Origin of the sequence: Rhodococcus marinonascens NBRC 14363, assembly GCF_001894885.1 — a bacterium.
In the GTDB taxonomy this organism is placed as follows: Bacteria; Actinomycetota; Actinomycetes; order Mycobacteriales; family Mycobacteriaceae; genus Rhodococcus_F; species Rhodococcus_F marinonascens.
In genome coordinates, this window is sequence record NZ_BCXB01000029.1 from 22,097 (window position 1) to 38,653 (window position 16,557).

Sequence of the window (16,557 nt, forward strand, 5' to 3'; positions counted from 1 at the left end):
CACCAGCAAACGAGGGTAGGCATGAAAAAACCCGCAGCACGGTGCTACTGGGTGGTGTGGCCAGGTCAGGCCATGTCAGCGCGCGGTATCTGTGTGGACCATCGGACGAGCCTCTGGTAGTCCTTCAAGGCGGGCTCGAGGTCGGCGAGGATGCGGTCGACGTCCCGGAACACGGCGGCAGCTGCCGGGTATCGGGCGAGCGCGGCAGCTTGGAGTGCGTCGTCGACGGCGATGAAGAATTCTCCACCACCCATCTCACTGTCGATGTGATCCGCCCGGCAGTCGTCGAAGCGTGGTCGCAGAGCGGTGATGATCCCCCTTGCGACCTCTTTGAATTCGATGTCGGACATCATGTCCGCGAGACTATCTCGAGCAGGGCTGATCGAAGTCCCGAGACACTTTCCCGCCGCCTTCCACATTCTCGATCACGCCGTTGCTGCACACCGGAAAACTGGCCTGGAGGATTTCCACCCCATCTTCCGGGTAGGACGACAGTCCGCGGGCATGAAAAACCCCGCGGTACGGGCGCTACGAGGTTGGCGGGGTGTGGCTCTCGATCAGGCCGAATGCCGGCCGGGGAGCCTCTTGATCGAATCCACGATCGGCTCGACGTCGTCGGGGTGGGCGCCGGGGCACTGCAGGCTGAAGTGACCTGACGTGGCGCCTCGAGTGTGATTCCGGCGAATCCGGCACCACGGGGAATCGGTAAGGTTCATTCTGTGAAACTGCTGCCCCTGACCCCCGACGGCCAGACTCCTGTTCGTGTCCTCACCATCGCCGGTACCGATTCTGGTGGTGGTGCCGGGATCCAGGCGGACTCGCGGACGATGGCACTGTGTGGCGTCCACGCGTGCGTCGCGGTCGCGGCGGTGACGGTGCAGAACTCGGTGGGCGTCAGCGGATTCCACGAAATTCCCCCGGAAACGGTGGCCGCGCAGGTGCGCTGCGTCGTCGACGACATCGGGATCGGCGCGGCGAAGACAGGCATGCTGGCTTCGACAGCGATCATCGAAGCCGTCGCCGCCGTATGCACCGAGGTCGGGATCGGCCGCGATCAACCGGTCCCGCTCGTTGTGGACCCCGTGTGCGCGTCGATGCATGGGGATTCGCTCCTGCACGACGAGGCACTCGATGCCGTACGAAACACGCTTATACCGATCGCCACGGTGGTGACGCCGAACCTCGACGAGATCCGGTTGATCACCGGCATCGAAGTCGTGGACGACACGACCGCACGCCGGGCGGCCGAGGCGCTCCACGCGCTGGGAGCGCAGTGGTCGATCGTCAAAGGCGGTCACCTCCGCACCTCGGCGTCGAGCACCGACTTGCTGTTCGACGGCGACAGCTTCGTCGAGTTTACCAGCCCCCGCCTCGACACCGGCAACGACCACGGCGCCGGCGACACGCTCGCCGCGGCGATCGCGAGCGCCCTGGCTCACGGGTGGTCGGTGCCCGACGCGGTGGCATTCGGCAAGGAATGGGTCACCAAGTGCCTGGAAGCATCCTATGATCTGGGCGGCGGGCATGGTCCCGTCTCCCCGCTGTGGCGGCTCCGGCACGTGTGAGGCTGTGGCGGCCTCCCGACCGTCACCAGGTGTAGTTGTTCAATGGACACATACGAAATCTCTGTGACAACTCATCTGAGAGAAACTTGGACAGGGGTGAGCGGCATCGGTATAAAGGGTGAGTCGCGTCACAACTTGGTTACGGACGCATACCCTAGGAGGTCGAAATGCTGATGGACCAGCAGGTCGTGGACGTGATAGACAATTCCGATCAGAATCGCTTCGAACTACGTCTGAGTGGTGATCTGGTCGGGATTCTCGGATATTTTGACCTCGCGGCATCTGGGGGCGTGGGAATGGGCGTGGCGGAAGCGAGACCGCTCATCGCGTCCCGGCGGCGGCCGGTCATCTCCTTCATGCACACAGTGATCGTGGAGGATTTCGGTCACCGCGGACTCGCGGGCGTCATGGTTGGGGGCTCGCTCGATCTCGCCCGACGTTACGGCTGGCAGGTGCGGCCCGTATGCAAGTACGTGCAGCGTTTCGTCTCTGCCCATCCCGAGTACCGCGATCTCATCGCCCCGGTCGAGTGCTGACGACGGTCCGGCCACGTTCGGACCACCTCTCGGCAACGAAACCGAAATGGCACTAGCCAGAATGCCGTCTTGCTGCTTTCATAGTGGCATGAATCACATTTTGGACGGTTCCGAGTCATTGGGGAGCGTGAATATCAGCGATGCTCGCGTGCTCGACAACCCTGCACATGAACGATTCGATCTGTGGCTCGGGGACGAGCTGGTCGGCATCCTCGGCTATCGAGACGAGAGTGAAATCCCTGGATTCACCACCACGTCCGGCGAGGTGATTGCTTTCATGCACACCGTCGTCAAGGAAGAATTCGGCGGTCGTGGACTTGCCGCGGTCCTCGTGCGCGAGGCTTTGGAGTCGGCCCGTACACGTGGCTGGAAAGTGCGTACCATCTGCACGTATGTGCAACACTACCTGGCGCTGAACCCGGAACGCCTGGACGTGATGGTGGCCGACTAGCGTTGAACCGAGCAGCGTGCCAGCTGTATCTGCGACAACGCTGTGTCTGCGACAACGCTGTGTCTGCGACGGGACCGACGCGTTCTCAGTCGCTGAGGTCCACGATGACCGGCGCATGGTCGCTAGCGCCCTTGCCCTTGCGCTCGCCCCGATCGATCTCGGCTTTGTCGACACGGTCAGCGAGGGCGGGTGAACCCAGCACGAAGTCGATGCGCATGCCCTGCTTTTTCGGGAATCGCAACTGGGTGTAGTCCCAGTAGGTATAGACACCGGGGCCCGGAGTGTGGGGCCGGACAACGTCTGCGAACCCCGACTCGACGAACGCCTGGAATGCCTTACGCTCGCGTGCGGACGTGTGGGTTCTGCCCTCGAAAAGCGCCGGATCCCACACATCCTCGTCGGTGGGGGCCACGTTCCAGTCGCCGACCAGCGCGATCTGCTCGTCCGGGTTCTTCTCCAACCACCCGACCGCGTCGGCATGCAGTTTCGCCAGCCAGTCGAGCTTGTACGTGTAGTGCGGGTCGGCAAGTTCGCGGCCGTTCGGCACGTAGAGGCTCCACACCCGGACGCCGTTGCACGTTGCGCCGATCGCACGCGCTTCCTCTGCGGGTGCCACCTCCGGATCTTTGTGGAACCCGGGTTGATCCTCGAAGCCGATCTGCACGTTGTCGATCCCGACGCGAGACGCGATCGCAACACCGTTCCATTGGCTGAGGCCGACGTGCGTCACCTCGTACCCAACTTCGCGGAACCGCTCGTACGGAAACTGCTCGTCCTTACATTTGGTTTCCTGCATCGCCAGCACGTCGGTGTCGGTCCGCTGGAGCCAGTCCAGAATCCGGTCGGTGCGGGCACGAACAGAGTTCACGTTCCAGGTTGCAATACGCACGATAGCCAGACTAGCGCCCGCTCCCGACACGTCGCCTGCCGCCGGGTTCGGTGGCGTAGCGGTAGTGATGGTGCGCGAGGAAGCCGATGCTGCGGTACATCGCCTGGGCGCCCTCATTCTCCCCGGCGACTTGAAGGTACGCCTGAGTGGCACCGCGTTCGCGCCCCCAGTTGATCATGTCTCCGCAGATCAGGGTGCCGATCCCCTGCCGACGGTGAGCCTCGGCCACCTCGACTGCGGTGAGGCCTACCCGGAGACGACCGTCCGGTGCGGACGTCACGGAACCACGCGCGACCGCGAGGAGAGCCGAATCGGCTGCTTCGATCCGGCCGAAGCCGAGGCTGCCGTTGTTGACCGAGTTCAGCACGTCCACCGCGAAGTTGGGTGCCGACCCGCGGTAGTGGTACAGGGCGAGCCACTTGGGATCGGGGTGATCGGCCACGATGGCGGACCTCGGTCCTTGCGGTAGCGCCAGGCTTTCGATGTCGGCTGCCATCACGACCACTTCGTCGCGGACGTTCCAGCCGAGCGGAACGTCCGCCAGTCGATCCGGGATCAGCAACCTCAGCGGAAGGCCGCGTTCGTCGTACCAGGCCCGAAGACGCGCGAGTGTGCTTCCACGGGAAGAGTCGTTCAGATTCCCGACTGTTCCCGGATCGCCGAGTGGGGTCGCCGAGTTCGCGCGTCCGGTGAAGCCTTGTCCGTACCGGGCGAGCCACCCGTCGATCCACGCGTGCTCGACACCCGGCCAACCGTCGGCGGAGGCGAGTTCGAGGGAACGGATCTCGCTCGTCCGCACCGGACGTGCGGAAACCGCCTTGAGCGCGAGCACACGCTCGGGTGCCACCTCGACTACGGTGCCGTGCGCCGAGCGGACGATCACGAACGGTTCGATACTTTCCAAGATCCCGATGACGTCGGTCATCGGATGGCTGTGGCCTGGAGGCAACGCGTACCGCATTACCACCCGGCTACCGAGCGGAACTTCAGTCGTCATGCCCGAATGGGTCTTCGACCGTTCCCGGTACCCAACTGAGATCGGGAACGCCCCAGCCGGCGCGCTTGATGGTTTTCTTCGCGTCACGTGCGTTGCGGCCGATCAGCATGTCGACGTAGAGGAGACCGTCGAGATGGCCCACCTCGTGCTGGAGCATACGGGCGAAGAGATCGTGGCCCTCGATCTCGATGGGAGCGCCGTCGGCGTCCGTGCCTGTGACCTTCGCCCAATCGGCTCGTCCGGTGGGGAATTGCTCGCCCGGCACGGAGAGGCAACCCTCGAGGTCGTCGTCGGGGTCCGGCATGGTCTCCGGCCGCTCCGAGGTTTCGAGGACGGGGTTGACGACGCAGCCCCGATGGCTGTTGGTTCGGCCGTTCTCCCGCTTGTCCGGGCAGTCGTACACGAATAATCGCAGTGGTAGTCCGACCTGGTTGGCGGCGAGACCGACACCGTTGGCGGCGTCCATAGTGTCGTACAGGTCGGCGATGAGATCAGCGAGTTCCGCAGGTGACTGGGATACCGTCTGAGTCGGTTCGTGCAGTACCGGGTCGCCCACGATCCGGATGGGGAGGATGGCCATGGTTGCCAAGGATAGTGCGGCGCGCCCGAGTCGATGGCACTGCCTGGGGCCTTCGTCATGGTTGAATAGTCACTGAAATACAACAGTGTAATTCGTTCCTCGGTCGACCACGCGATCGGGGGGTCGGGGGAACGTGGATTCGCTGAGATCGAGCGAGAGCTAGTCGAGGAGTGAGATGGACGGCGCAACAGCGCGTAATCAGAATCAGTCTGAGCGCACCGACGAGAACAACTTCGCGGGGGCCGACGAGATCGGTGACGACGGTCTCACACGTCGGGAGCGCGACATCCTGTCTTTCGAGCGCCAATGGTGGAAGTACGCCGGCGCCAAGGAAGACGCGATCAAAGAACTGTTCGATATGTCCGCGACCAGATATTACCAAGTCCTCAACGCACTGGTAGACCGGCACGAGTCCCTCGCCGCAGATCCGATGCTCGTGAAGCGGCTACGCAGGTTACGTGCGAGCAGGCAGAAAGCCCGCGCGGCGCGTCGCCTCGGATTCGACGTCACATAGCGCCCAGTCGCTAAGGTCGACATCGTGAGTACTCCGAAACCTGAATCGTCCGGCCCGCCGTTGCGTGCCCTCGCGATGGTGCTGATTGCCCTCGCGATTCTGTTCGCAGGTCTCGGATTCGCCTCCCTCGCCGGTTCGGACTCAGAAGAGACCACCACCGCCTCGGTCACGACCACGATCACGACCACGACCACGACCAGTACGACCACGCCCGAGTCCGCCGATGCGAGGTCGGTCTCGGTGCAGGTGTTCAACAACAGCGATGTCACCGGTCTTGCTGCGGAGACCGCCACCAGGCTGACGGACTTGGGCTGGACGGTGTCGGAAACGGGCAACTTCAGCGACAGCGACATCTCCGAAACCACGGTGTACTACGGAACTTCCGCTGCTGAGCAAGAGGCGGCCACGGAGATCGCCGCCCAACTCGGGGTATCCGCTGCGCCGCGGATTCCGGGTATCGAAGACTTGTCCCCAGGTGTGATCGTTATCGTCACCACCGGGTAGGAGACCGGACGGCGGTGCGCGCAGCGCTGCAGTTATGATCAGTCGCAGTTCTTCGCCACCTCAAAAGGAGCGGTTTGATGGCCTCGAGTTCTTCCCGGCGGATGCCCTGGCGCAGTGTCACCCCGGTGGTGGCAATTGCAGCACTCGGGTTGGCCGCATGCAGCAACAGCGAGGAACCGACCGACGTTCCCGGTACCACCCCTCCGGTCTGGACGGGCGCTGCGGATCCCAGTGCTGCAGGCGTTCCCGGCGACGCCGCGAGCGGTTCGGGTGAGTCCGGTGCGAGCGGCGCAGCTACCGCGACGCTCGAGGACGCGGAAGGCGCCGAAGTGGGTACTGCCACGTTCCGGCAGGACGGCAGCCACGTCGTGGTCACTGTGTCGGTCGAGGGTCAGACGCCCGGATTTCACGGCTTCCATGTTCATTCGGTCGGAAAGTGCGAGCCGAACTCGGTTGCACCGGCAGGCGGCGCACCGGGAGACTTCCTATCAGCGGGCGGGCACTTCCAGGCCGAGGATCGCTCGGGTCACCCCTCCAGCGGCGACCTCACTTCGCTGCAGGTGCTGGCCGATGGTACGGCCGAATTGGTCACGACCACCGATGCCTTCACGGTCGAGGATCTGAAGAACGGTGATATCGGTACCGCGGTCATGATCCACTCGGGTCCCGACAACTTCGGCAACATCCCGGCCCGTTACGCACCCGCTCCGGATCAGGAGACCCTGAATACAGGGGACGCAGGCTCCCGGGTAGCCTGCGGTGTCATCGACGCGAGCTGAGGTGGTGTGACATCCCGGTAAATGCCGGGATGCCGGTGTGCTGCCACACACCATGGGCCTGTGGTTGGATCGGTATCGTGGTAGTTTCCTTTCCTGGATCCCCGCGGCCGACACTGGGTGTCGAGTGGGAGATCGCGCTGGTCGACAGGGTCACGCGAGACCTCTCTAACACGGCTGCGGAAGTGTTCGCCGCGGTGGCGGATCTGGCTGGCCCGGGAAACCCACGCATCACCAAAGAGCTGCTGCGCAACACAGTCGAACTCGTCACCGGCATTCACTCCACCGTCGGTGAGGCGATGGACGACCTGGGCGAGTCGCTCGACCTGTTGCGTCGCGCGGCGAACCCGCTAGGGGTCGATCTCATCTGCGCGGGAACGCACCCGTTCGCGCAGTGGTCCACCCAATTGGTCACGCGCACACCGGATTATGATGAGCTGATCGAACGTACCCAGTGGTGGGGCCGTCAGATGCTGATCTGGGGTGTGCACGTGCATGTCGGTGTGTCCTCGCCGCTGAAGGTGTTCCCGATACTCAACGCCCTGTTGCAGCGGTATCCACATCTGCTGGCGTTGTCCGCGTCCTCGCCCATGTGGGGGGGAGTAGACACCGGGTATGCGAGCAACCGTGCGCTGATGTTCCAACAACTACCCACGGCCGGGCTACCGTACCAGTTCGCGAATTGGGCGGAGTACGAAGACTTCATCAGCGACCAGATGAAGACCGGTGTTATCACCAAGATCAGTGGGATGCATTGGGACATAAGGCCCGCGCCACGCTGGGGCACAATCGAGGTCCGTGTTTTCGACGGCATCTCGACGCGCGCCGAACTCAGTTCCCTCGTCGCCCTCGTGCACTGCCTGATCGTCGATCTGGACCGGCGTTTCGAGGCGGGGGAGACGCTGCCGAACCTACAGCCGTGGCACGTGAAGGAGAACAAGTGGCGGGCCGCTCGGTACGGGCTCGATGCCGAAATCATTCTCGACGAGGACTGCAACGAGCGCCCCGTCACCGACGACCTGAACGACCTGCTCGAGAAGCTGGCACCGACCGCCGCTCGTCTCGGCTGCGCGGACGAATTGGCCACTGTCGCAGAGATTCCACACCGGGGTGCCTCCTACCAGCGGCAACGTCGCGTCGCTGCGGCGACGGGAGGCGATCTGGTGGCTGTGGTCGGCGCGCTGGTGAAAGAGCTCGGGAGGTGAAACGCTTTCCAGGGTAGGAGTGCTCGTTCACTCCCATTCACGGGTTATCTACACTCTGCGGGCGCTCAAGGATTGTCTACATTTGGCGGTCTCGCCGCCCCGGCCTGCCCCTGTTGCTCCCGGTAGGCCACCCGGCCGACCCTGTGTGCGATGACCGGAGCGGTGAACAGGGTGAAGATGCAAGCCAGGATCAGCATCCAGATGTCTACGTTGCCACGGAGTTCGATGACGGTTCCGACGAGAACCATGATAAGACCGACCACCTGAGGTTTGGTGGCGGCGTGCATGCGTCGCAGAGTGTCCGGGAAGCGCACGATGGCGATGGCGGCCGTCAGGCTGAACAGGGCACCGCACAGCATCAGCGTGGCACCGATGACGTTCAACACGGTGTTCACTTGTCGCGCACCCGGAAGCGGGGCACCGAAATCGAACCGATGAAGCCCATCAGTGACAGCGCGACGATGGCGGGCACGATCGTGGAGTCTCCGGTGTAGGCGGCCCACACGGCGAGCCCGCACATGGAGAGCGCGATCAAAGTGTCCAGCGCGACGAGCCGATCCAGCGAATTGGGACCGTCCAGGAGACGATACGTTGTCAGCAATGCGGCGACGACCAGGATGATCCCGGAAATGACCGAGACGACTATCATCAGTTACCCTCCTGCGTGTGGTCGTCGTACTCGTGGTCACGGTTTCGCCAGGTGCTCGGCTTCCAGTCCGAGTCGCGCTCGAAGGCTGCGATGAACAACCGTTCCAATTGTGCGACCGTGTGATAAAAGTGGCTGACTGCCTTCTCGGAGCCCATGTCCAGGACGTGGACGTAGACAACCCGCTTGACCTGGTCGATCTCGAGAACCATGGTGCCCGGAATGTGGTTGAGGACATCGACGCACAGGGTCAGCACCAGGTCCGACTTGATACCCAGTTGGTAGCGCCGAACGCCAGTGGCAGGCAATGGGCCGGGCCGGAGCGCGAGCCACGCAACCTGGAGGCTGGACTGGATCGAGTAGTACGCGAACATCACCGTCAAATGAAGCAGGGGAAGGACGTGCACACGACCCTCCACCGGCATTCGCGGCAGAGGCATGAGCACGGTGATGAGGGAGCCCACGGCGAGCCCGCCGATGATGTTGCCGACACTCACGTTGCCCCACAGCAGGATCCACACCCCCGTCAGCCACAGCAGCGAACCGAGGTGGAGCAGTCTATCGCGCTTCATCGAGGTGCCTCCTGTGCTTCGCCGCCGTGGTGACCGCCGAGGACTGCGTCGATGTAGATCGAGCGGTCCTGCAGATCGCTCGCCGCGCGATCGCTGATGTGGATGATCTGCCCAGCGAAGACCGTCATCGCCACCCCCACCGCGACGAGTGCGATGGTGGGTATCAACATCATTGCAGGCATGCGGCCCACGTCGGCGCGGTCGTCGTAGGCGATGTCGGCCGCTGACTCGTCGAGCAGTGCGGACGGGCTGACATCCGCGAGATCACCTTCCGGGGCGTCTGCCCGGGCCCGCCAGAAGGCCTTGGTCCACACGCGCGCGACGACGTAGAGCGTCAGCAGGCTGGTGACGGTGCCGCCGGCGACGAGAACCCATGCCAGAGCGCTCCCGTCCGCGGCACCGGCCTGCAGCAGTGCGACCTTGCCGATGAATCCGGAGAACGGAGGAATTCCACCGAGGTTGAGCGCCGGTACGAGGAACACGATGGCGAGGACCGGGCTGGCTGCGGCAAGCCCGCCGAGGCGACGCAGCGACGAAGACCCTGCTTGCCGTTCGATCAGACCGACCACCAGGAAGAGTGTGGTCTGCACGAGGATGTGGTGGGCCACGTAGTAGATGGCGCCCGAGAGCCCCTCCTGCGTGGACAGCGCAATGCCGAACACCATGTAGCCGATATGACTGACCAGCGTGAAGGACAGCAGACGTTTGATGTCGGTCTGCGCGATAGCACCGAGGATGCCGACAAGCATCGTCAACAACCCGCAAATCATCAGCACGTTGTCGAGTTCGCCCTGCGGGAAGAGCAGCGAATGCGTGCGAATGATCGCGTACACACCGACCTTGGTCAGTAGTCCGGCGAACACGGCGGTGATGGGGGCAGGCGCGGTGGGATAGGAGTCGGGCAGCCACGCCGACAACGGAAACACCGCGGCCTTGATGCCGAACGCCACGAGCAGTACGCCGAAGATCGCCGCGCGCGTCCCGGACGGGATGTCGTCTAGGCGGGTAGCCATGTCGGCGAGATTGAGTGTGCCGGTGGCGGCGTAAGCGAAGGCGATGCCGGCCAGGAAGATCAGCGAGGACAGCATCGACACCATCACGTACGACACACCCGCGCGGACCCGGTCGGCACTCGCCCCGAGCGTCAGCAGCACGAAACTCGCGGCGAGCAGCACCTCGAACCCGACGAAGAGGTTGAACAGGTCGCCGGCGAGGAATGCGTTGGAAATTCCTGCCGTCATCGCCAGATAGGTGGGCAGGAATATGGAGACGGGTTGGTCGTCGCTGCCGTCGCGGATGCCCTGACCGACGGCGTACGCCATGACGGCGAGCAGCACGATCGATGAGACCACCAGCATCATCGCAGACAGTCGGTCGACCACCAGCGTGATCCCGATCGGGGATTCCCACCCGCCCACCTGGATCGCCGTCGTTCCGTCGCGGTCGGCGAGGAAGAGCAGCAGTCCGGACACGATGAGCACTGTGATCAGTGCGAGGAGTGTGATGATTTGCTGGGCGCGAGGACGACGACCGAGAACCAACGTGGCCGCGGCCGCGAGCATCGGTACCAGGACGGGCAGTGGCGCGAGGGTCGTGATGATGTTCGGGGAAATGGTCACGACTTCTCCCCGATCCCGGCCGTGTCCGTGTCTTCTCCGTCGTCGCCTTCTCCGTCGTCGAAGTCGCCCTCGTGGAGATCCTCATAAGATTCGAGGTCCTCAAGGTTCTTCAGTTTATCCAGGGGAATGGGGTTGCCGTCCTTGTCGAATGCGTCGCCGCTGAAGCTGGGCTCACCGGTGACCGGGTCGTCCGAGCGGTCGCGGCCGGGTGCTTCGGCGGGTGAACGCCGCCGCAGGACCTTGGTGTCCTCGGGGTCGTTCTCGACGGCGTCCTGGGTGGTGATCGTGAACGAGCGGTAGGCGAGCGCGAGGACGAATCCGGCGATACCCATCGTGATGACGATCGCCGTCAGGATTATCGCCTGCGCCAGTGGATCGGCAATCGACTCGTGAATCGACTCACGACCGACGATCGGCGGGTTTCCGTCTGCGCCCCCCGACGTCAGGATCAGAAGATTGATCCCGTTGCCGAACAGCAGCAGTCCCAGCAGCATCCGCGTGATGCTGCGCTCGATGAGCAGGTAAGTGCCGGCCGACAGCAGCGCGCCGATGATGACCAGAAATCCGATGTCGGCGCTCATCGCTTCACCTCGATCTTGGCGTCGAGGCGGGCTCCCAGGCTGCGGAGGACGTCGAGTACGAGACCGACCACGATGAGATACACACCCAGGTCGAAGAAGAGCGACGTGACCATCTTGACGTCACCGATCAGCGGCAGTGTCACCTCGAAGACCGCGGAGGACAGCGCTGGGGCGCCGAAGAACAGCGATGCCACTGCGGTACCAGCGGCCAGGGTCAGGCCCAGGCCGAGGATCTTGCCGGCGTCGATCGGCACCGTCTCGCCGAGTTCGTATCGCCCACCCGCGAGATAGCGCAGCACCAGCGCGAGTCCGGCCGTCAGTCCGCCGGCGAAGCCGCCGCCGGGAGCGTTGTGGCCGGCGAAAAAGAAGTAGATCGACAGCACCATGATGGCCGGGAAGATCAGCCGGGTCGTCACCTCGACGACCAGCGACCGGTGTTTCGGATCGATCAGATCTCCGCCGAGTAGCCATGTGGTCTCGGAGGAGTGCGACGTCGCCGACTCAGCTTCGACTGCGGTTGCGTCGGACACCCGCGGTGCGCTGCCGAATCGGCGGTTGCGGAATACCAAGCTCGCGACGCCGGTGGCGGCGACGAGTAGCACCGAAATTTCGCCGAGTGTGTCCCAGGCGCGGATGTCGACGAGCAGGACGTTCACCACGTTCTTGCCGTTGCCGAGGTAGTAGGCGGCGTCGGGGAGCCTCTCATAGATTGGCGTGGTGTTGCGGGCGTTGATCGCGTACGCCCCGATGGTGGTGATAGTGGCACCGACCGCTACGGCCAGCAGAGCCCGCGGAATCTTGAACCCGATAGATCTCCGCTCGTCCACTTCGGCCGGCAACTTCCGGAAGACGAGCACGAAGATGACGAGCGTCAGCGTCTCCACCAGGAACTGGGTGAGCGCGAGATCGGGTGCGCCGTGGAGGGCGAAGAGAACACCGCATCCGTACCCACTGAGGCCGACCAGGATCACGCTGGCCAGGCGGTTACGCATCACGGTCGCGGCAAACCCGGCTGCCACCATCATCAGGCCGATCACGAACTGCATCGACGAATCCCACAGTCGGACGTCGGCGCCGGTCCTGGTGCCGATCACGAGCAGCGCCAGCGGAACCACGACGAGCGTTCCGAGAATGGTCGCCTGGGTGAGGGGGAGTGAACCGCGCTGCGTGGCACCCGTCAGTCGCATCGACAGCGCGTCCATGCCGCGCAAAGTTGCGTCGTAGATCCGGTCGGCGTTGCCGAGTGGCAGGTGCTCGAACCGTACACGCCTGGCCCAGCGTTGTGCGACGAACATGGCGGTTCCGGCAGCGATCACCAGCAGCGTGAGCAGCAGAACGGTGTTGACGCCGTGCCACAACGCAAGATGGTAGTCGGAGGCGCCCTCGGCGGGCAGAGTATGGGAGTAGGGCGTCAGTAGCTTCTCGAGTTGTGGCGACATGAGTCCGGCGGCCAGACCCAGAACGGAGAGAATCGCGGGTGCGGCGAGGAAACCGGCCCCGGGGAGATGCATATTCTGCACTTCCGTGCTCGGGGAGTGATGCCCCTTCCGTCCGAATGCTCCCCACATGAAACGCGCGCTGTAGGCGACCGTGAGAATCGAACCGAGCACCACCACACCGACCGTGACGAATCTTGCAGGGTCCGTCAGGGCGGATGTGCTCAGCAGGGAGTCGAAAGCGGCTTCTTTGCCGATGAATCCCAGAAGTGGGGGCAGACCGGCCATGCTCGCCGCGGCCAACGCGGCAAACACCATGAGCGCTGGTGCGCGCCGACCAAGATGCGTGAGTTTGCGGATGTCGCGGGTGCCAGCCGAGTGGTCGATGATGCCGACCACCATGAACAGTGCAGCCTTGAACATCGCGTGGGCCACAACCATCGTCATGCCGGCCAGCGCTGCGTCCCGTGTGCCGAGGCCGACGAGAACCATCATAAAACCGAGTTGACTGACCGTGCCGAACGCAAGGAGGAGTTTCAGGTCGAACGACCTCGTGGCCCGCCATCCACCAATAACCATCGTCAGCACACCGAGCGTGATGATCGTGCCCCTCCAGGGGGCCGCGTCCGCGAAGCCGGGGGCCAACCTGGCCACCAGGTAGATACCGGCCTTCACCATGGCCGCGGCGTGCAGGTAGCCGCTGACCGGCGTCGGGGCGGCCATCGCCCCGGGGAGCCAGAAGTGCAGGGGGACGATGGCAGACTTCGATAATGCGCCGACGAGAACCAGCACGATCGCGACCCCGGGCAGCCATCCGCGCGGTGCGACCTCGATCAACTCGGACAGGTTATAGGTGCCCGCGACCTGGCCGAGAATGATGATGCCGACCAACATGGCCAGCCCGCCCGCCGTGGTGACGAGCAGCGCCTGAGTCGCGGCCCGGCGACTCGACGCGCGTTCGGCGTAGTGGCCGACCAGCAGGAACGACAGTACCGTCGTCAGTTCCCAGAAAGTGTAGAGCAGCAGCATGTTGTTGCTGGCGACGAGGCCGAACATGGCTCCGGCGAACGCCACCATCTCGGCGGCGAAGATTCCCAACCTGGGTTCGTCGTCGGTGAAGTAGCGGGCGCAATAGACCAGGATGAGCGTGCCGATGCCCAGCACCAGGACTGACATGATCGCGGCCAGCGGATCGAACCAGAAGTCGATGTTCATCGACAAACCGGGAATCCACTGGATTGAGAGGGTCTGCTCCGTACCCCAGTGCGCGATCACCCACCCGAGTGAAGCCAGTGGAACGAGGGACAGAAGGTAGAAAGCGTTGCGGCCGAACCTGCGCACTACAAGCGGAGACAGAACCGCGGCTACGGCGTGGGCTAGCAGAACAGCGAGCAAAGGCACTCCGTCGGGGGTCAGCGGGGTGTCGGGACGAACGGGTTGCGTAGAGCCGTTCGTGTGGGCAGCGGGTCGGGCTTCATGTACATCCTACTGGCTTCGTTAGCCGGACCTACGATCTCGGAAAATCGGCGAAGTATGTTATGAACACACTCGCGGACTGCTCTATCGTGTGCTCGTGCCTGCACGAATCCGAACCGCCGCGCTCGCCCACATCCGCGACCGGAGACTCCTGCAGACGAGGTCGGTGGGGAAGACCGCGTTCTATATGGCAGGCGGCAAGATCGACCCGGGCGAGAACGCCGAACAAGCGTTGCATCGGGAGATCTGGGAGGAACTCGATGCCGGAATCGTAGACGGCACCCTCGAGCCACTGGGCGTTTTCGAGGCCCCTGCCTACGGGCACCCTGTGGGTACGGACCTGCACATGACTTGCTTCCTCGCCGAACTGAGCGTCGAACCTCGGCCGACGAGCGAGATTGCCGAACTGCGGTACTTCACCGTCGGGGAGTACGCGACGATGCCTGAGGTGGCCCCGGGTTCGATGTTGGTGTTCCGCCGACTGCAATCTCTCGGACTGCTCGACTAGTCCCGTGGCTCCCTGTAGCCCCACGCGCTGTGCCGCTCACGCACCCAGTACACGCAGAAGCCGACCACGAGCAACATCGCCAAACCCGTGAGGTGATCGGACGCCGCCGCGGAAGCCGGCGTTGAGGGCAACCGGGTGTCGAAGCCGGTGGTCGCCATCCTCTCGCCCACTGAATCGTATTCACCCGAGTAGACGACTCTGCTGCGTGGAATGGTGGTCGCGGCCACGAACACCAGAGATGCGAACGGCAGGACGAACCCGAGCGCGGCGACGGACGCCGAACTCGGCAGGGCCGTGGCAAGGGCGAAGCCTGTCCCGACGTTCAGCACGAGCAGTTCGATCAGGAGTGAGGCGCTGGTCTCGCCGAAGGCGGGCCAGATCGCGGACACCAGCGAAACGAGGGCGGTGAGGCAGAGTCCCCACTCGGGTCTGCGAAGGTGCGGCGGGACTAGGACCGCCACACCGATTCCCGCAGCGAGTGCGAGAACACCCACCACGAGCAGGGCGGACACGGGCGTCGTCACCGGTGTTGACCGAAGGTCGTCGAGGACGGGCATAGCCGCGGCAGCCACACCCGTCGATGCCAGCAGGAAGCGTCCGTCGACGTGCGTGAATCTGTGCGCGATCACGGCGGTGCATGCCAGGATCAACGCGAGGGACAACGCGACGATCAGCCACACGGTCATGGGCTCGCCGAACTCCTGATCGTCGATCCACGCCCCGAGTAGTCGGTTGAGGACCGCAAGGACCAGCGCGCCGACCAGAGCGGTCAACAAGACAGTGCCGTCGGGTGTTTGCACCCGGAACCGGGATTGAGCTGCGACGGCTGCCAGGAGCGCGAGGACGAGAACGCCGAGCAGCAGCCAGAGTGGAGGCTCGCCGATCGTGGACGTACTCCTTGTCGCCGGCTCGAGGTAGGCGGCCTCCGCGCGCGGCAGTCGTTGCGCACTTGCGAGGACGAATGCGGTCGAGACGCCGAGGGCCAGTGCCAGTTGCGGTGCCCGGCGACCCCACACCGCAGCGACCACTGAACCCATCAGGATTCCGGCCGCCGCGGTCTTGGCGAAGTGCAGGGCGATCAGGGTATCGATGCCGCTCGCATAGGGCACTGCCCAGGCCACGCTCGTCAGGACGAGTGCACAGACGGCAGCCAGTAGCCACGATGCTCGCCGGGAGCCGGATCGTTGTAGACCGGCCACGGCGATGACCGCCAGGACCAGGGCCACCACGACACCCGTCGGCTGGCTGCTGAGCCATCGGTCGATCTCGCGATCCGACGCGTTGATGGTCCATGCCCGGTTGCGGGGATTGGTGAGGACGAAACCGGCCAGCCCTCCGGACGCGACAGCCGCCGCGGCCGAGATGGGTGCGCGGATGTCCATTTTTCCACCGTACTCGAGCCAGTAGGCATGGAGAGCGTAAACCTGCTGCCAACACCGAACACGTTGATGGGTGCGGCTAGATCAGGTGGCGGGCGCGAAGCTGCCGAATCGAATCCGTGATCGACTCGACGTCGTCGGCGTTGACGGCGTTGACGTCGTTGACGTCGTCGGCATTGAGGTTGGAGGGCCGCATGATCAGCTCCAGGGCTGCCTCGACGAATGGCTTCGGGACAGCGATACCGTTCTCTACGGCGTACTCGAACGCCTGGACAACCACGAACTGAAATTCGCCGGCGTGGTAGGCGCCGAGCGGACTGTCC

General features: G+C 64.1%; 20 protein-coding genes. 8 read left to right on the plus strand and 12 right to left on the minus strand.

Annotated elements, in window-relative coordinates; genetic code table 11:
- Positions 1-65: 65 nt before the first annotated feature.
- Positions 66-353 (minus strand): hypothetical protein, encoded by a 288-nt coding sequence (locus RM2_RS18395; protein ID WP_072690987.1) that lies wholly within the window; start codon positions 351-353, stop codon positions 66-68.
- Between the two features lie 366 nt (positions 354-719).
- Here RM2_RS18395 and thiD point away from each other — a divergent pair, with 366 nt between their 5' ends.
- The 3 genes from thiD to RM2_RS18410 all read left to right on the plus strand — a co-directional run bounded on the left by thiD (position 720) and on the right by RM2_RS18410 (position 2,552).
- Positions 720-1,565: a bifunctional hydroxymethylpyrimidine kinase/phosphomethylpyrimidine kinase gene (gene thiD, locus RM2_RS18400; protein ID WP_072691020.1), complete on the plus strand. Its 846-nt coding sequence runs from the start codon at positions 720-722 to the stop codon at positions 1,563-1,565.
- A gap of 167 nt (positions 1,566-1,732) precedes the next feature.
- Complete coding sequence (locus RM2_RS18405) at positions 1,733-2,101, plus strand: GNAT family N-acetyltransferase (protein WP_072690988.1); 369 nt, start codon at positions 1,733-1,735, stop codon at positions 2,099-2,101.
- Between the two features lie 88 nt (positions 2,102-2,189).
- Positions 2,190-2,552 (plus strand): GNAT family N-acetyltransferase, encoded by a 363-nt coding sequence (locus RM2_RS18410; RefSeq protein ID WP_072690989.1) that lies wholly within the window; start codon positions 2,190-2,192, stop codon positions 2,550-2,552.
- Between the two features lie 85 nt (positions 2,553-2,637).
- Here RM2_RS18410 and RM2_RS18415 read toward each other — a convergent pair whose 3' ends face one another.
- Genes RM2_RS18415 through RM2_RS18425 form a run of 3 tightly spaced genes read right to left on the minus strand, consistent with a single transcriptional unit; the run spans position 2,638 to position 5,018 of the window.
- Positions 2,638-3,441: an exodeoxyribonuclease III gene (locus RM2_RS18415; protein WP_072691021.1), complete on the minus strand. Its 804-nt coding sequence runs from the start codon at positions 3,439-3,441 to the stop codon at positions 2,638-2,640.
- Between the two features lie 10 nt (positions 3,442-3,451).
- Positions 3,452-4,438 carry an N-acetylglutamate synthase, CG3035 family gene (locus RM2_RS18420; protein ID WP_072690990.1) on the minus strand — a complete coding sequence of 329 codons (987 nt, stop codon included), beginning with the start codon at positions 4,436-4,438 and terminating at the stop codon, positions 3,452-3,454.
- Positions 4,428-5,018: a peptide deformylase gene (locus RM2_RS18425; RefSeq protein WP_072690991.1), complete on the minus strand. Its 591-nt coding sequence runs from the start codon at positions 5,016-5,018 to the stop codon at positions 4,428-4,430. Before RM2_RS18425 ends, RM2_RS18420 begins: the two co-directional genes overlap by 11 nt.
- A gap of 175 nt (positions 5,019-5,193) precedes the next feature.
- On the opposite strand from RM2_RS18425, the gene napA reads away from it, so the two are divergent.
- The 4 genes from napA to RM2_RS18445 all read left to right on the plus strand — a co-directional run bounded on the left by napA (position 5,194) and on the right by RM2_RS18445 (position 8,017).
- Positions 5,194-5,532 (plus strand): nucleoid-associated protein NapA, encoded by a 339-nt coding sequence (gene napA / locus RM2_RS18430; protein WP_072690992.1) that lies wholly within the window; start codon positions 5,194-5,196, stop codon positions 5,530-5,532.
- A gap of 24 nt (positions 5,533-5,556) precedes the next feature.
- On the plus strand, positions 5,557-6,036 hold the full coding sequence (locus RM2_RS18435) for a LytR C-terminal domain-containing protein (RefSeq protein ID WP_072690993.1): 480 nt from the start codon (positions 5,557-5,559) through the stop codon (positions 6,034-6,036).
- A gap of 77 nt (positions 6,037-6,113) precedes the next feature.
- Positions 6,114-6,815, plus strand: a complete 702-nt coding sequence (gene sodC, locus RM2_RS18440; protein ID WP_072690994.1) for a superoxide dismutase[Cu-Zn] — start codon at positions 6,114-6,116, stop codon at positions 6,813-6,815.
- Between the two features lie 77 nt (positions 6,816-6,892).
- Entirely contained in the window at positions 6,893-8,017 is a 1,125-nt protein-coding gene (locus tag RM2_RS18445; RefSeq protein ID WP_072690995.1) for a glutamate--cysteine ligase, read from the plus strand.
- A gap of 65 nt (positions 8,018-8,082) precedes the next feature.
- On the opposite strand, the gene mnhG is transcribed toward RM2_RS18445, so the two are convergent.
- From mnhG to RM2_RS18475, 6 genes are read right to left on the minus strand one after another with little or no spacing between them, the layout of a single operon-like run.
- A complete protein-coding gene (gene mnhG / locus RM2_RS18450; RefSeq protein WP_072690996.1) occupies positions 8,083-8,412 on the minus strand; it encodes a monovalent cation/H(+) antiporter subunit G in 330 nt (109 codons plus the stop codon).
- Positions 8,409-8,666, minus strand: coding sequence for a monovalent cation/H+ antiporter complex subunit F (locus RM2_RS18455; RefSeq protein WP_072690997.1), 258 nt, complete (start codon positions 8,664-8,666; stop codon positions 8,409-8,411). Before RM2_RS18455 ends, mnhG begins: the two co-directional genes overlap by 4 nt.
- Entirely contained in the window at positions 8,666-9,235 is a 570-nt protein-coding gene (locus RM2_RS18460; RefSeq protein ID WP_072690998.1) for a Na+/H+ antiporter subunit E, read from the minus strand. The genes RM2_RS18455 and RM2_RS18460 overlap by 1 nt, the downstream gene beginning before the upstream one ends.
- Positions 9,232-10,854: a Na+/H+ antiporter subunit D gene (locus RM2_RS18465; protein ID WP_072690999.1), complete on the minus strand. Its 1,623-nt coding sequence runs from the start codon at positions 10,852-10,854 to the stop codon at positions 9,232-9,234. The genes RM2_RS18460 and RM2_RS18465 overlap by 4 nt, the downstream gene beginning before the upstream one ends.
- On the minus strand, positions 10,851-11,435 hold the full coding sequence (locus RM2_RS18470; protein ID WP_072691000.1) for a Na(+)/H(+) antiporter subunit C: 585 nt from the start codon (positions 11,433-11,435) through the stop codon (positions 10,851-10,853). Before RM2_RS18470 ends, RM2_RS18465 begins: the two co-directional genes overlap by 4 nt.
- Complete coding sequence (locus tag RM2_RS18475; RefSeq protein WP_072691022.1) at positions 11,432-14,266, minus strand: Na+/H+ antiporter subunit A; 2,835 nt, start codon at positions 14,264-14,266, stop codon at positions 11,432-11,434. The genes RM2_RS18470 and RM2_RS18475 overlap by 4 nt, the downstream gene beginning before the upstream one ends.
- Before the next feature lie 172 nt (positions 14,267-14,438).
- On the opposite strand from RM2_RS18475, the gene RM2_RS18480 reads away from it, so the two are divergent.
- Positions 14,439-14,855, plus strand: coding sequence for an NUDIX hydrolase (locus RM2_RS18480; RefSeq protein ID WP_072691001.1), 417 nt, complete (start codon positions 14,439-14,441; stop codon positions 14,853-14,855).
- Here the strand turns inward: RM2_RS18480 and RM2_RS18485 are convergent.
- Together RM2_RS18485 and RM2_RS18490 are read right to left on the minus strand one after the other, a co-directional pair.
- Positions 14,852-16,237, minus strand: coding sequence for a hypothetical protein (locus tag RM2_RS18485; protein WP_072691002.1), 1,386 nt, complete (start codon positions 16,235-16,237; stop codon positions 14,852-14,854). The genes RM2_RS18480 and RM2_RS18485 overlap by 4 nt on opposite strands.
- 76 nt (positions 16,238-16,313) lie before the next feature.
- Complete coding sequence (locus RM2_RS18490) at positions 16,314-16,514, minus strand: hypothetical protein (RefSeq protein ID WP_072691003.1); 201 nt, start codon at positions 16,512-16,514, stop codon at positions 16,314-16,316.
- Between the last annotated feature and the right edge of the window lie 43 nt (positions 16,515-16,557).